This window comes from Pseudomonas sp. NY5710 (genome assembly GCF_013305665.1).
Taxonomy (GTDB): Bacteria; Pseudomonadota; Gammaproteobacteria; order Pseudomonadales; family Pseudomonadaceae; genus Aquipseudomonas; species Aquipseudomonas juntendi.
This window is the reverse complement of record NZ_CP045554.1, coordinates 3,156,448-3,171,012: the sequence shown is the minus strand read 5'-3', so window position 1 is coordinate 3,171,012 and position 14,565 is coordinate 3,156,448. Positions and strand designations below refer to the sequence as shown.

Sequence of the window (14,565 nt, the reverse complement as noted above, 5' to 3'; positions counted from 1 at the left end):
AAAGTGGCGCTCGGTCCAATGCCCCCTGCAGAGTGACTCAGTCCCAATCAGGGGCAAGGCCCGGCGGGCTGACTTCACGGCCATTGCGTTTCAGCGTGGCGATGCGTGCCATGTCCTGGTTATCCAGCTTCAAGCCACGGGCCAACAGGTTGCTGGCCAGGTTCTCGCGCTGGGTCGACGAGGGGATCACCGCGTAGCCCAGTTGCAGGGCCCAGGCCAGGGCAACCTGGGCCACGGTGGCCTTGTGCTTGGTGGCGATCTCGGTCAGCACCGGGTCCTTCAGCACCTTGCCGTAGGCCAAGGTCATGTAGGACGTGACAGTGATGCCTTGCGCCTCGAGGTAAGCAGCCAGCTTGCTGTTCTGCAAGTACGGGCTGAGCTCGATCTGGTTGGTGGCGATTTCGCCTTTGCCCACCACCTTGATGGCTTGCTCGGTCAACGCGATGTTGAAGTTCGACACCCCGATCTGGCGGGTCAGGCCCGCTTTCTTGACGTCGGCCAAGGCGGCCATGTAGTCGGGCAGGTCAACGCCATTGCCCGGGGCTGGCCAGTGAATCAGCAACAGGTCCACGTAGTCGGTGCGCAGGTTTTTCAGGCTTTCCTTCAAGCTGTCTTGCAGCTTGCCAGGGGCATAGTTGTCGACCCAGATCTTGGTGGTAATGAACAACTCACCGCGTGCTACACCGCTCTCGGCGATGGCCTGGCCGACCTCTGCTTCGTTCTTGTAGATCTGCGCGGTGTCGATGGCCCGGTAGCCCAGCTCGAGGGCGGCCTTGACCGAGTCGATGACCGTCTGGCCTGTGAGGCGAAAAGTACCGAGACCAAAAGATGGAATGCTCATGAGGTGGCTCCTGATAGGTGAGGGAAGGGGCTGGGTTTCAGCCAGAGGGTGCAGCCCCGTCCGTTGTTTGAGTGTGGAGCAGTGTGCAAGTTTGACGGGCTTTGATTAAGGCGGGATTCGACCAAGGACATTTGAGCCTCAGGCAAAAAAGGGCGCAGGCGTGGGTGGGCGGGGAGGAGGCTGGGGCAGGGTTGAGCGGTACAGGCGGGCGCAAATGAAACGGCCCGCCATCGCGGCGGGCCGTGGGTGTTGCAGGTGGCAATCAGCGGCGACGGAACAGCGGCAGCGGCTCGTCGGTAGCGGCCTGGTAGGTCACCGAGAAGTCCTTGAGGCCCTGCAATGCGTCTTCCGGGTCCTTGTCGGCACGGATGGCGAACGCATCGAAACCGCAACGGGCCATGTAGAACAACTGGTCGCGCAATACGTCGCCAATGGCACGCAGCTCGCCCTTGAAGCCGTAGCGGTCACGCAACAGGCGCGCATTGGAGTAGCTGCGCCCATCGGTGAAGGCGGGGAAGTTCAAGGCGATGACCTGGAAGTACTGCACGTCTTCGCCGATTTCTTCGGCTTCCTGGTCGCTGTCAAGCCACACGCCAAGGCCGCCGTCGCGGGCCTTGAGCACATGGGCATGGTCACGCCACATCTGCAGCGGAACGATGTAGTCGTCGCAGTTGGTCAGCTCGTCGAAAGACGTTTCCTTGGGCAGCAGGTGCCAGGTTTCGTCGACGATCTGATTGTTCTTAATGATTCGCTGCATAGACGCGTTCCTTGAAGGGGTCGATACCGATACGCTGGTAGGTGTCGATGAAACGCTCTTCCTCGGTACGTTGCTCGACGTACACCGCGATCAGCTTTTCGATCACATCGGCCATGTCATCCTGGGCGAAGGACGGGCCGAGGATCTTGCCCAGGCTTGCGCCGCGTGCAGCGTTGCCGCCCAGCGACACCTGGTAGAATTCCTCACCCTTCTTGTCCACGCCGAGGATGCCGATGTGGCCCACGTGGTGGTGGCCGCAGGCGTTCATGCAGCCGGAAATGTTCAGGTCGATTTCGCCGATGTCGAACAGGTAGTCCAGGTCGTCGAAGCGGCGCTGGATGGACTCGGCGATCGGGATCGACTTGGCATTGGCCAGCGAGCAGTAATCACCGCCCGGGCAGCAGATGATATCGGTCAGCAGGCCGATGTTCGGGGTGGCGAAGCCGCTTTCGCGCAATTCCAGCCACAGCGCGTGCAGTTGGCGCTGCTCGACATCGGCCAGAATGATGTTCTGCTCGTGCGAGGTACGCAGGAAGCCGAAGCTGTAGCGCTCGGCCAGGTCGGCCACGGCGTCCAGCTGCTTGTCGGTCAGGTCACCCGGGGCCACGCCGGTGGGTTTGAGCGACAGGGTCACGGCCACGTACCCCGGGCGCTTGTGGGCACGGGTGTTGCGCGAGCGCCAGCGGGCGAAGCCTGGGTACTCGGCGTCCTGGGCGGTGAAGTCGACGTTGTCCAGGGCCAGGTATTCGGGGTCGACGAAGTGGCGCGATACCCGCTGCACTTCGGCTTCGGTCAGGGTAGTGCTGCCGCCACGCAGGTGAACCATTTCGGCCTCGACCTTTTCGGCGAACACTTCCGGGGTCAGGGCCTTGACCAGGATCTTGATCCGCGCCTTGTACTTGTTGTCACGGCGACCGTAACGGTTGTACACGCGCAGGATGGCGTCGAGGTAGCTGATCAGGTCTTGCCACGGCAGGAATTCGTTGATGAACGAGCCGACCACTGGGGTACGCCCCAGGCCGCCGCCTACCAATACGCGGAAGCCCAGCTCACCGGCCGCATTGCGCACCGGCTCCAGGCCGATATCGTGCACTTCGATGGCGGCACGGTCTTCCTGCGAGCCATTGATGGCAATTTTGAACTTGCGCGGCAGGAAGGCGAATTCCGGGTGGAAAGTGGTCCACTGGCGCACGATTTCGCACCATGGCCGCGGGTCGATGACCTCGTCTGCAGCAACCCCGGCGAACTGGTCGGTGGTGGTGTTGCGCAGGCAGTTGCCGCTGGTCTGGATCGCATGCATCTGCACTTTGGCCAGCTCGGCAAGGATGTCCGGAACATCTTCCAGCGCCGGCCAGTTGTACTGCACGTTCTGCCGGGTGGAAATGTGGGCGTAGCCCTTGTCGTAGTCGCGGGCGATCTTGGCCAGGGTGCGAACCTGGGTGGCGTTCAGCTGGCCGTACGGCACGGCGACACGCAGCATCGGCGCGAAACGTTGGATGTATAGGCCGTTCTGCAGGCGCAGAGGGCGGAATTCTTCTTCGCTCAGCTCACCGGCCAGGTAGCGGCGGGTCTGATCACGGAACTGCTTGACGCGGTCCTCGATGATCCGCTGATCGTACTCGTCGTATACGTACATATAAGTCCTGTCTCAGGCATGCAGCTATTCGCGCGCACGGCCGCGCACTCCGGTACGGAGCCGGGGAACGATAGCAGGTTGCGTTTATGCGCTAAAGTGATGTTTTTGCATATGAAAAGAACCAAATGGACTATGTGAGATTGACTGCCATTTGTGCCCGGTCTATGGCGTGGCGGGTATAATCCGCGGTTTGCGTTACAGAGATGTCAGCCCATGCTCAAGGCGTTGTGCCAAAGCGTTTGTCTTGCCTTGCCGCTGGCGGCGAGCGCACAGCCGGCTTCGGTGGTATTCCTCAACCCGGGGCTGTCCAGCGAGACGTTCTGGAACAGCTACAGCCGGTTCATGCAGGCCGCCGCCCAGGAGCTGGGCATGACCCTGCGCGTGCAATACACCGAGCGCAGTGCCGACCAGGCGTTGATCCAGGCCCGGGCGATACTCACCGCGCCGCAGCGGCCCGATTACCTGGTAGTGGTCAACGAGCAATACGTGGCGCCGGAAATCCTGCGCCTGTCGCGCGGCACGGGGGTGAAGCTGCTGCTGGTGAACAATGGCCTAACTGCCAGCCAGGAGCGCAGCATCCTGGCCCAGCCCGACAAGTTCGCCGCGCCACTGGGCACACTGACCAGCAATGACGAACAGGCTGGTTTCGAGATGTTGCATCAGATGGTCGCGCAATTGCCACGTGGCCATGGCCCGGTGGAGTTGCTGGCGTTTGTCGGCGTCAAGACCACGCCGGCCTCGCAACTGCGCGAGCAGGGCATGCGCAGGGCGCTGGCCGATTTCCCCCAGGTGCGCCTGCGCCAGGTGGTGTATGGCGGCTGGAGCCGACAGCGGGCCTACGAGCAGGCACAGCTGCTGCTGCAGCGTTACCCGAACATCGGCTTGGTGTGGTCGGCCAATGATGAAATGGCCTTCGGCGCCATGCAAGCCTTCCAGGAAGCAGGCCGCACGCCGGGGCGTGACGTGTTGTTCGGTGCTGTGAACAGCTCGCCTGAGGCGCTGCGTGCGCGCATCGACGGCCGCTTGAGCGTGCTGTTGGGTGGGCACTTCACCCTCGGTGGCTGGGCCATGGTAATGCTGCACGATGATGCCCAGGGGCTGGCGCTGAACCGTGATGGCTTGCGCGAACACACGGCGCCGGTCATGCAGGTGATTGACCAGGCCAAGGCCAGGCGTTGGCTGAAACTGCTGGAGCGGGACGACTATGGCGTGGATTTTCAGCGTTACAGCGCCGAAGGGCGGCCTGCCAGTTACCAATACCCGTTTTTGACGTCGCCGGTCGAATATTGAAAGACCCTGCTTGAGAGAAGGGCATTGCTCGTCTTAACTGCTGGTTGTGAAGTGCATTCCCATAACCACTACAAGAGGCAATGCAATGGGAAACTCAACCAAGGTCCGCAAAGCTGACAGCAGCGTCGATGCCTGGGCGATCCTCTGCCTGATCGTGCTGGTGGTCGTCACCGCCGTGTACTGGGTCAGCCACCAGTGACTCGCACCTTCCAACCGTGATGCAGCCAAGGCGCCTGCGGCAGCCATTGCGCAGGCGTTGTGCTTTGCGCCAGGTGATTAACGCGCGGTAAGGTGCAGCGCCAGTTGCACCAGGCCAATCAGCACGGCAATGAACACCAAGGTGAACAGCGTGCCCATGACGATGAAATGGCTTGCCTTGCCATGGGTGAAGTCGCGGGCGCGGTTCTTGCCGCTTTGCACGCCGAAGGCGGCGGCGAGGATGCTGTGCAGCATCTGCCAGAAGGTCGGCGGTTTGCCTTGGCTGGAATCGTCCATGGTGGCTCCTGAATAATCAGAGGCAATCAGGGACAGTGTAGGTGGGGTTTGCCGCTACCGTGCAACCCGTTCGCGACCTGAGCCCGCGCATGCCGAAGCAAACGGGCCCGGGCAGCCGCCACCGGGGGGCGCGAAGGGCCGCAAGGCGGCCCCGGCAGACTCAGCTGTCGTAACCCAGGTTAGGGGCCAGCCAGCGCTCGCTGACGCTGACGTCCTGGCCTTTACGCGCGCTGTAACACTCGATCTGGTCCTTGTCGACCTTGCCCACGGCAAAGTACTGCGCCTGCGGGTGGGCGAAGTACCAGCCACTGACCGCCGCGGCCGGGAACATCGCGAAGTGCTCGGTGAGGAACACCCCGCTTGGCCCGGTTTCGCCAATGGCTGTTCCGTCGAGCAGGCGGAACAAAGTTTCTTTTTCGGTATGGTCCGGGCAGGCCGGGTAGCCCGGTGCCGGGCGGATGCCGCGGTACTGCTCCTTGATCAGCGCTTCGTTGTCCAGTTGCTCGTCGCGGGCATAACCCCAGTGTTGCTTGCGCACCTGTTCGTGCAGCCATTCGGCACAGGCTTCGGCCAAGCGGTCGGCCAGGGCCTTGACCATGATCGAGCTGTAGTCGTCGCCTTTGTCCTGATAGGCCTTGGCCACTTCCTCGGCACCAATGCCGGCCGTGGTGATGAAGCCCCCCACGTAATCGGTCACGCCGCTGCCTTTGGGCGCGACGAAGTCGGCCAGCGACCAGTTGGCCTTGCCGTCCGGCTTGATGGTCTGCTGGCGCAGGTGGTGCAGGGTGGCCAGGGTCTGGCCATCTGCACCGTAGACTTCGATATCGTCATCGGCGACCTGGTTGGCTGGCCAGAAGCCGAACACCGCCCGGGCACTGATCAGCTTTTCGTCGATCAGCTTGTCGAGCATTTCACGGGCATCGGTGTACAGCGCCGTGGCCGCTTCGCCGACCACCTCGTCGGTGAGGATGCGCGGGAACTTGCCGGCCAGGTCCCAGGAAATGAAGAACGGTGTCCAGTCGATGTATTCGGCCAAGGTGCGCAGATCGATGTCTTCCAGCACCTTCACGCCGGTGAAGGAGGGCACGGCTGGCTGGTAGCCGGCCCAGTCGTATTGCGGCTTGGCGGCGATGGCCTGGGCGTAGCTCAGGCGCTCGGTACGGGCACTGCGGTTGGCGGTGCGTTCGCGTACCTCCACGTACTCCTGGCGGGTCTTCTCGATGAAGCCTGGCTTGAGTTCCTTGGACAGCAGCTGAGTAGCCACGCCAACCGCGCGCGAAGCGTCGGTAACGTAAACCACGGCATCGTTGCTGTACTTCGGTTCGATCTTGACGGCGGTATGCGCCTTGGACGTCGTGGCGCCCCCGATCATCAGCGGCAGCGTGAAGCCCTGGCGCTGCATTTCGCGGGCAACGTGGACCATCTCGTCCAGCGACGGCGTGATCAGGCCGGAGAGGCCGATGATGTCGCACTTTTCGTCGCGAGCGGTTTGCAGAATTTTCTCGGCCGGCACCATCACGCCAAGGTCGACGATATCGTAACCGTTGCAGCCCAGCACCACGCCAACGATGTTCTTGCCGATGTCGTGCACGTCGCCTTTCACCGTGGCCATCAGGATCTTGCCTTTGGCTTCGGGCTTGTCACCTTTCTCGGCCTCGATGAAGGGGATCAGGTGCGCCACGGCCTGCTTCATCACCCGGGCCGACTTGACCACCTGGGGCAGGAACATCTTGCCCGCGCCGAACAGGTCCCCGACCACGTTCATGCCGTTCATCAGCGGGCCTTCGATCACTTCGATCGGGCGTGCGCACTGCTGGCGGCACGCTTCAGTGTCCTCGACGATGAAAGCGGTAATACCCTTGACCAGCGCGTGCTCCAGGCGTTTTTCCACCGGCAGCGAGCGCCACTCCTCGTTTTCCACCTCTTTGGTGACACCACCGCCGCGGTAGTCTTCGGCGATTGCCAGCAGGGCGTCGGTGCCGTGCGGGGTGCGGTTGAGCACCACGTCCTCGACCTTTTCGCGCAGCGCAGCGGGAATTTCGTCGTAGATTTCCAGCTGGCCGGCGTTGACGATACCCATGGTCAGGCCGTTCTGGATCGCGTGGTAGAGGAACACCGAATGGATCGCCTCACGCACCGGGTTGTTGCCACGGAACGAGAACGACACGTTGGACACACCGCCCGAGCTCAGCGCATGCGGCAGGTGGTCGCGAATGTAGGCACAGGCCTCGATGAAATCGACGGCGTAGTTGTTGTGCTCTTCGATACCGGTGGCGACGGCGAAGATGTTCGGGTCGAAGATGATGTCTTCCGGCGGGAAGCCCACTTCGTTGACCAGGATGTCGTAACTGCGCTGGCAGATTTCCTTCTTGCGCGCAGCCGTGTCGGCCTGGCCGACTTCGTCGAAGGCCATGACCACCACGGCGGCGCCGTAGCGTTTGCACAGTCGGGCGTGGTGCTTGAACTGCTCCACGCCTTCTTTCATGGAAATGGAGTTGACGATGCCCTTGCCCTGGATGCACTTCAGGCCCGCCTCGATCACTTCCCACTTCGACGAGTCGATCATGATCGGCACGCGCGAGATATCCGGTTCGCCAGCGATCAGGTTGAGGAAGCGCACCATGGCGGCCTGGGAGTCGAGCATCCCTTCGTCCATGTTGATGTCGATCACCTGGGCGCCGGCTTCGACCTGCTGCAGGGCGACTTCCAGGGCTTCGGTGTAGTTCTCTTCACGGATAAGCCGGGCGAACTTGGCGGACCCGGTGATGTTGGTACGCTCGCCGACGTTCACGAACAGCGACTGGCGGTCGATGGTGAACGGCTCCAGGCCCGACAGGCGGCAGGCCTTGGCGATTTCCGGAATCTCGCGTGGTGGGTATTTGGCGACCGCTTCGGCAATGGCCTGGATGTGGCCTGGGGTGGTACCGCAGCAACCGCCGATGATGTTGAGGAACCCACTGGCGGCGAACTCCTCGACCACCGCAGCCATTTCGGCTGGGCTTTCGTCGTATTCACCGAAGGCGTTGGGCAGGCCGGCGTTGGGGTGTGCCGAGACATGGGTGTCGGCCTTGGTCGACAGTTCTTCCAGGTACGGGCGCAGGTCCTTGGCGCCCAGGGCGCAGTTCAGCCCCACGGAAATCGGCTTGGCGTGGCGTACCGAGTTCCAGAACGCTTCGGTGGTCTGGCCCGACAGGGTGCGCCCGGAGGCATCGGTAATGGTGCCGGAGATCATGATCGGCAGTTCGATGCTGTCCTCCTCGAACACCTGTTGCACGGCGAAGATCGCCGCCTTGGCGTTGAGGGTGTCGAAGATGGTCTCGATCAAAATCAGGTCGGCGCCGCCTTCGATCAGGCCACGGGTGGCCTCCACATAGTTGACCACCAGCTCGTCGAAGGTGACGTTGCGGTAACCAGGGTCGTTGACGTCGGGTGAAATCGAGCAGGTGCGGCTGGTAGGGCCGAGCACGCCAGCAACGAAGCGCGGCTTGTCGGGAGTTTCCAGCGTCTTGGCATCGGCCACCTGGCGGGCAATGCGTGCGCCTTCGACGTTCAGCTCGTACACCAGCGATTCCATGCCGTAGTCGGCTTGGGAGATTTGCGTGGCGTTGAAGGTGTTGGTTTCGAGAATATCCGCGCCCGCATCCAGGTAGGCTTTCTCGATGGCAGCGATCACGTCTGGGCGGCTGAGCAGCAACAAATCGTTGTTACCCTTGACATCGCTTGGCCAATCGGCGAAACGCGTGCCACGATAGTCGTGTTCCTCGAGCCGGTAGCTTTGGATCATAGTGCCCATGCCGCCGTCGAGGATCAGGATGCGCTCTTTGAGGGCGTTCTGGAGTGCTTGGAGACGAGCGCTGCGGTCGGACATAGGAACTACCTGGTCGGGCGAATATCAGAAGGGGCCGAATCATAACAAAGCTGCGCGGTTTTTAGGTGCATCGCCCATTTCCATGAATTCTGCTCATGTTGGCCTAGCCGGTGAAAAACCGCGGCCAAGGACGACCAGGCAACAAATCGTGATGGCTTCAAGAACCAGGACTTTCCGCACATGGTGCAACGTATCCTTGCCGGCGCTTTCGCCCTGCTCCTCAGTGGCGCGGTGCTTGGGCAAGCCCCCCAGTCGAGCCCGGCGATATCCTATACCCGGGACATTCAACCCATTTTCACCGAGAAGTGCGTGGCCTGCCACGCCTGCAACGATGCCGCCTGCCAGCTGAAGCTGGAAAGCCCCGAAGGCGCGGTACGCGGGGCCAGCAAGGTACCGGTGTACCAGGGCGAGCGCAGCCAGGCAGTGCCCACCACTCGGCTGTTCTACGACGCCCACAGCGAAAGCGAGTGGCGCAAGAAAGGGTTCTATTCGGTGCTCGACAACCAGGGCAGCCAAGCCGCGCTGATGGCGCGCATGCTCGAACTGGGGCACAAGACGCCACTCACGCCCAATGCCAAGGTGCCTGACGAGATCGTCCTGGGCCTGAACCGCAACAACATGTGCCCCTTGCCCCATGAGTTCGATGCCTACGCCGGCGCACATCCCAAGGAAGGCATGCCGCTGGCCGTGACCGGGTTGACGGACCAGCAATACGACACCATGCGCCGCTGGCTGGCCGCCGGCGCACCGGTCGAATACCAGCCGATTCAACCCAGCGCTGCCGAAGCCCGGCAAATCGTCGAATGGGAGGAGCTGCTCAACCGCCCAGGCTCCACCGAAGCGCTGGTTGGCCGCTGGCTGTACGAGCACCTGTTCCTGGCGCATATCTACTTTGCAGGGGGCGAGCAGGGCCACTTCTTCCAGTGGGTGCGCTCGCGCACGCCAAGCGGCCAGCCGGCTGACATCATCGCCACGCGGCGGCCCAACGACCCGCCAGGTACCGACTTCTATTACCGGTTGATCCCGGTGCAGGGCGTGATCGTGCACAAGACGCACATCACCTACCCAATGGGGCCGCAAAAGCTCAAGCGGGTGAAGCAGCTGTTCTATGCCGGTGACTGGCATGCCAGCGCGCTGCCCGGCTATGGCCCACGCCACCGCGCCAACCCGTTCGAAACCTTCGAGGCCATCCCGGCGGTGGCGCGCTACCAGTTCATGCTGGATAACGCCGAATACTTCGTGCGCACCTTCATCCGCGGGCCTGTTTGCCGGGGGCAGATCGCCACCGACGTGATTCGCGACAACTTCTGGGCGTTGTTCCAGGAGCCCGCGCACGACCGCTACATCACCGATGCGCACTACCGCGGCGAAGCCACGCCGTTGCTGGCCATGCCAGGCCAGAACGACGACGTGGGCAGTGTGCTGAGCCTGTGGCACGCGTACCGCGACAAGCGCAACGCGTATGAAAAGCTGCGCCGGGAAGCCTATGCCGAGATGCCGGCCCCAGGCTGGGCGACGCTGTGGGCCGGTAACGACAATGCCCTGCTGAGCATATTCCGTCATTTCGACAGCGCCTCGGTCACCAAGGGCCTGGTCGGCGATGTGCCCCTTACCGTCTGGCTGTTCGACTACCCGCTGCTCGAACGCACCTATTACCAGCTGGCAGTCAATTTCGATGTGTATGGCAACGTGTCCCACCAGCTGCAGACGCGCCTGTACTTCGACCTGATTCGCAACGGTGCCGAGGTCAATTTCCTGCGCCTGATGCCGGCAGACCAACGCAAGGCGATTCTTGGCGACTGGTACCAGAACAGCGGCAAGGTCAAGATGTGGCTGGACTACGAGGACATTGACAGCGACACGCCGAGCGGTATCAAGCTTGACCCGCGCAACCCCACGCGTGACTTCGGCCTCAAGCTGTTGCAGCGCACCGGCAGCCTGAATGCCGCGCCCGACCCGATCAACCGCTGCCAGGGCGCCTTCTGCTCGCGGCCGCAAATGAGCGAAGAGTTCCGCAATGCCGAACAGTCGCTCAGCCGCCTGGTCTCGCGCCCGGCGGCCGGGCTGAAGGTGATCAACCAGCTGCCTGAGGCGACGATGTTGCGCATCGAAGGGCAGGGCGGCCAGCGTCAGGTGTACAGCCTGCTACGCAACCGCGCGCACAGCAACGTGGCCTTCCTGCTTGGCGAGGCCTATCGCTACCAGCCTGGCCTGGACACCCTGACCCTGTACCCCGGTGTGCTCAGCAGTTACCCCAACTTCATGTTCAACATCCCGACCAAGGATGTGCCGGAGTTCGTCGAGGACATGGAGTACGCGAAGGACGATGCGGCGAAGTTCGAACGCATTGTCATGCGCTGGGGCGTGCGCCGCAGCCACCCCGAGTTCTGGCACTACTTCCATGACCTGAGCAGCTACATCAAGGAAACCGAGCCGCTCGAGGCCGGGGTGCTGGACATGAACCGCTACGAAAACCTCTGATCGGTTTGGCTGACCTTTCCGATACACCTGCGGTCGGAAAGGGTTAGGTGGCCTGTATCGGTGCTCACACAGCCGATACGGGCCTCAATGCACCGAAAAGCGCAGGTTATTTCATGTTGTATTCGCTTCAGGCATTGCGGGCGTTCGCCGCTTGGGTGGTGGTCTGCCACCATTTCATGCAGATTTTCTTCGACTTCCATGCCACCGGCCCCGTCGGCCAATTGCTCACTGACCGCGGCGCTGTGGGCGTGGACATCTTCTTCGTGATCAGTGGGCTGGTCATCTACCTGTCGACCTGCGACAAGCCGGTCGAGCCGCGCCAGTTTCTACTCAACCGGGTGCTGCGCATCGTTCCCGCCTACTGGTTCTATACGGCCCTGATGGCCTTGCTGTTGCTGGCGTTCAGCCAATGGATGCCGCACCAGGTGTTCAGTTGGCATCACTTGCTGCTGTCGCTGCTGTTCATCCCGGCGGAGAACCCCGGCGGTTATGGCCTGTATCCCACCTTGAACGTGGGCTGGACGCTGAACTTCGAGATGTTCTTCTACCTGTTGTTTGGCCTGGCTTTCCTTGTGCGTAAACGTCACCACTTGCTGCTGGTGGCTGCCGCCTTGCTGCTGGTCAGCGAGGTGCTGGGGCGGTTCGGCTTGCTCAGCCGCTTTTACAACAACGACATCATCTATGAGTTTTTGCTCGGCATCGGCCTTGGGGTCTTGTACCGCCATGGGCTGATCCGCCAGGGCCGCGTTCTGGCGTTGCTGCTGCTGGGGGCTGCAGGGCTGGCCATCTATCACCTTGATGCATCGCAGCGCTTGCTGCATTGGGGGGTGCCGAGCGCAATGATCGTGCTGGCCTTCATCGCCCTGGAACCGATGTTCAAAGGTAACCGGCTGCTCAAGGCGCTGGGCGACTGCTCGTATTCCGTGTACCTGATCCATGTGCTGGTGCTGTACGCCGGTTGGTTCGCCAGCCAGCGGTTGCAATTGAATCCTTACTGGGTATTCGCCGTGTGCGTGCCGTCCATTGGACTAATGTCGTGGTTCAGCTACTGCTGGCTGGAACGTGGCCTGTACCGGCGCATGCAAGCGTGGCTGGCGGCCCCGCGAGGGGGCGAGCCGCACTACGCGCTTTCCCGAGTCAAATACTAGGACTTTGTTCGATGCGCCGGTTGGCGTACACTTGGCGGCAAGTCTGTGAGGAACCTACATGAGCGCTATAACCATTACCGACGCCGCCCATGACTACCTGGCCGATCTGCTCTCCAAGCAGAACACGCCTGGCATCGGCATTCGTATTTTCATCACCCAGCCGGGCACCCAGTACGCCGAAACCTGCATCGCCTACTGCAAGCCGGGCGAAGAGAAGCCTGACGACACCGCCGTTGGCCTCAAGAGCTTCACCGCTTACCTGGATGCGGTCAGCGTGCCGTTCTTGGAAGATGCCCTGGTCGACTACGCCACCGACCGCATGGGTGGCCAGCTGACCATCAAGGCGCCGAACGCCAAGGTGCCGATGGTCAATGAAGACAGCCCGATCAACGAGCGCATCAACTACTACCTGCAGACCGAAATCAACCCTGGTCTGGCCAGCCATGGCGGCCAGGTCAGCTTGGTAGATGTAGTGGACGACGGCATTGCTGTGCTGCAGTTTGGCGGTGGTTGCCAAGGGTGCGGCCAGGCTGACGTAACCTTGAAAGAAGGCATCGAGCGCACCCTGCTCGAGCGTATCCCTGAGCTGAAGGGCGTGCGTGACGTGACTGACCACAGCCAGAAAGAAAACGCCTACTACTAAGCCTTCCGGCGGCTGCTGGGCTGCATCAGCACCGTTGCCTTGGCGCATGCTTGCTCGGGCTGCGTTGCAGCCCGATCGCGACACGAGGCCGCGCCTGAACAGGCCGCTAAAGTCCGCGCACTTAGCAATAAAGTGTTACGTTTTCAAGCCCTGCGACAACAGGCCGCAGCCCGTATTTCAAGGGCTGCAGGCCTTACCTGCCCAGGTCGGGTAGAACCCCTCTGGGTGTCATGCCAGAATGCCCCGGTTTTTCGACTGGCCCATCCCGAGGGCCGGCACCTTCCCTGTAAAGGATGGTTTCATGAATGATCTATACAGCCGGCGGGCAGTCGTCGCCGGCATGGGCGTTCTCGGGCTCGGCCTGCTGGCGGGCTGCAGCCCGGCGCGGGGGCTCGAGTTCAAGTACGGCAAGAACATGAGCAACGAGATCCTCGGGCGCAAGTTCAGCCTCAAGGACCCGCAAGGCAACGTGCGCACCCTGTCGAGCTTCTACGGCAGCATGCCCATGATTTTCTTCGGCTTCACCCAGTGCCCGGCGGTCTGCCCCACCACGCTGGCGCGTGCGGCGCAGATCCGCAAGACGCTGCGCGGCCGCGACCGCGATCTGTTCCAGGTGGTGTTCATCACCCTGGACCCGGAGCGCGACACCCCCGAGGTGCTCGATGCCTACGTCAAGGCCTTTGACCCCACGTTCATCGCACTGACCGGCACCCCTGAAGAAATTGCCGCAGTAGCCAAGGAATTCAAGGTGTTCTACGAGAAAGTCCCGGCCGGGGACACCTACACCATTTCTCATTCGTCCACCAGCTACGTCTACGATACACGTGGCACCCTGCGCCTGAGCCTGGGCCATTCCCTGACTGCCAAGGAATGCGCCGAAGACCTGGTCACCCTGATGGAGATCTGCTGAATGTTGATGCAACCGATCAAACGTGGCCTGGCTGCCCTGGCCCTCGCCGGGCTGGCACTGCCGGCCCTGGCCCAGACCACCGTGAGTGAAGCCTGGGTGCGCGCCAGCGTGCCGCACCAGCAGTCCACCGGGGCATTCATGACCCTGACCGCCAGCAGCGACAGCAAGCTGGTGAGCGTGGCGTCGCCAGTTGCCAATACCGTTCAGGTACACGAAATGACCATGAACGGCGATGTGATGGGCATGCGTGAGGTGAAGGCTGTCGAGCTACCCGCGGGCAAAGCCGTTACGCTGGACCCGAATGGGCTGCATGTGATGCTGATGGGCCTGAACGGCCAGGTCAAGGAAGGCGAAAAAGTACCGCTGAGCCTGACCATCGAAGACGCCAAAGGCGCCAAGGAAACCGTGGAAGTGCAGGCTGAAGTGCGCGCGCTGACCGCCGGGGCGGGCGGCGGCCACGATCACATGCACATGCAGCACTGACCGGCTCCCGCAA

The 14,565-nt window shown here is 62.1% G+C and carries 11 protein-coding genes; 6 read left to right on the top strand and 5 right to left on the bottom strand.

Going from position 1 to position 14,565, the window contains the following annotated elements; translation table 11 throughout:
- Window positions 1-37: 37 nt before the first annotated feature.
- The 3 genes from dkgB to GEV39_RS14320 form a co-directional block, all read right to left on the bottom strand.
- The gene (gene dkgB, locus GEV39_RS14330; protein WP_173889896.1) at window positions 38-841 is read right to left on the bottom strand and encodes a 2,5-didehydrogluconate reductase DkgB; all 804 of its coding nucleotides are present in this window, start codon (window positions 839-841) and stop codon (window positions 38-40) included.
- Window positions 842-1,103: 262 nt separating this feature from the next.
- On the bottom strand, window positions 1,104-1,598 hold the full coding sequence (locus GEV39_RS14325; RefSeq protein ID WP_009685913.1) for a DUF934 domain-containing protein: 495 nt from the start codon (window positions 1,596-1,598) through the stop codon (window positions 1,104-1,106).
- Entirely contained in the window at window positions 1,582-3,234 is a 1,653-nt protein-coding gene (locus GEV39_RS14320) for a nitrite/sulfite reductase (protein ID WP_173889894.1), read from the bottom strand. Before GEV39_RS14320 ends, GEV39_RS14325 begins: the two co-directional genes overlap by 17 nt.
- 213 nt (window positions 3,235-3,447) lie before the next feature.
- On the opposite strand from GEV39_RS14320, the gene GEV39_RS14315 reads away from it, so the two are divergent.
- A complete protein-coding gene (locus GEV39_RS14315; protein WP_173889892.1) occupies window positions 3,448-4,524 on the top strand; it encodes an ABC transporter substrate-binding protein in 1,077 nt (358 codons plus the stop codon).
- Between the two features lie 276 nt (window positions 4,525-4,800).
- Here the strand turns inward: GEV39_RS14315 and GEV39_RS14310 are convergent, their stop codons facing one another.
- Both GEV39_RS14310 and metH read right to left on the bottom strand, forming a co-directional pair.
- A complete protein-coding gene (locus GEV39_RS14310) occupies window positions 4,801-5,019 on the bottom strand; it encodes a DUF2970 domain-containing protein (RefSeq protein WP_009685910.1) in 219 nt (72 codons plus the stop codon).
- Between the two features lie 160 nt (window positions 5,020-5,179).
- Entirely contained in the window at window positions 5,180-8,887 is a 3,708-nt protein-coding gene (metH, locus tag GEV39_RS14305) for a methionine synthase (protein ID WP_173889890.1), read from the bottom strand.
- A gap of 180 nt (window positions 8,888-9,067) precedes the next feature.
- Between metH and GEV39_RS14300 the strand changes: the two genes are divergently transcribed.
- The 5 genes from GEV39_RS14300 to GEV39_RS14280 all read left to right on the top strand — a co-directional run bounded on the left by GEV39_RS14300 (window position 9,068) and on the right by GEV39_RS14280 (window position 14,552).
- Window positions 9,068-11,368, top strand: a complete 2,301-nt coding sequence (locus tag GEV39_RS14300) for a fatty acid cis/trans isomerase (protein ID WP_173889888.1) — start codon at window positions 9,068-9,070, stop codon at window positions 11,366-11,368.
- A 113-nt stretch (window positions 11,369-11,481) separates the two neighbouring features.
- A complete protein-coding gene (locus GEV39_RS14295; RefSeq protein WP_173889886.1) occupies window positions 11,482-12,516 on the top strand; it encodes an acyltransferase family protein in 1,035 nt (344 codons plus the stop codon).
- Window positions 12,517-12,574: 58 nt separating this feature from the next.
- A complete protein-coding gene (gene nfuA / locus GEV39_RS14290; protein ID WP_003250416.1) occupies window positions 12,575-13,159 on the top strand; it encodes a Fe-S biogenesis protein NfuA in 585 nt (194 codons plus the stop codon).
- A 301-nt stretch (window positions 13,160-13,460) separates the two neighbouring features.
- Window positions 13,461-14,069 carry an SCO family protein gene (locus GEV39_RS14285; RefSeq protein WP_054904128.1) on the top strand — a complete coding sequence of 203 codons (609 nt, stop codon included), beginning with the start codon at window positions 13,461-13,463 and terminating at the stop codon, window positions 14,067-14,069.
- Window positions 14,070-14,552 carry a copper chaperone PCu(A)C gene (locus GEV39_RS14280; RefSeq protein WP_173889884.1) on the top strand — a complete coding sequence of 161 codons (483 nt, stop codon included), beginning with the start codon at window positions 14,070-14,072 and terminating at the stop codon, window positions 14,550-14,552.
- The last annotated feature ends 13 nt before the right edge of the window (window positions 14,553-14,565 follow it).

Bases quoted from the DNA above. Each gene is read 5' to 3' on its own strand.
- dkgB (WP_173889896.1), bottom strand. From the start codon at position 841: ATGAGCATTCCATCTTTTGGTCTCGGTACTTTTCGCCTCACAGGCCAG.
- GEV39_RS14325 (WP_009685913.1), bottom strand. From the start codon at position 1,598: ATGCAGCGAATCATTAAGAACAATCAGATCGTCGACGAAACCTGGCAC.
- GEV39_RS14320 (WP_173889894.1), bottom strand. From the start codon at position 3,234: ATGTACGTATACGACGAGTACGATCAGCGGATCATCGAGGACCGCGTC.
- GEV39_RS14315 (WP_173889892.1), top strand. From the start codon at position 3,448: ATGCTCAAGGCGTTGTGCCAAAGCGTTTGTCTTGCCTTGCCGCTGGCG.
- GEV39_RS14310 (WP_009685910.1), bottom strand. From the start codon at position 5,019: ATGGACGATTCCAGCCAAGGCAAACCGCCGACCTTCTGGCAGATGCTG.
- metH (WP_173889890.1), bottom strand. From the start codon at position 8,887: ATGTCCGACCGCAGCGCTCGTCTCCAAGCACTCCAGAACGCCCTCAAA.
- GEV39_RS14300 (WP_173889888.1), top strand. From the start codon at position 9,068: ATGGTGCAACGTATCCTTGCCGGCGCTTTCGCCCTGCTCCTCAGTGGC.
- GEV39_RS14295 (WP_173889886.1), top strand. From the start codon at position 11,482: ATGTTGTATTCGCTTCAGGCATTGCGGGCGTTCGCCGCTTGGGTGGTG.
- nfuA (WP_003250416.1), top strand. From the start codon at position 12,575: ATGAGCGCTATAACCATTACCGACGCCGCCCATGACTACCTGGCCGAT.
- GEV39_RS14285 (WP_054904128.1), top strand. From the start codon at position 13,461: ATGAATGATCTATACAGCCGGCGGGCAGTCGTCGCCGGCATGGGCGTT.
- GEV39_RS14280 (WP_173889884.1), top strand. From the start codon at position 14,070: ATGTTGATGCAACCGATCAAACGTGGCCTGGCTGCCCTGGCCCTCGCC.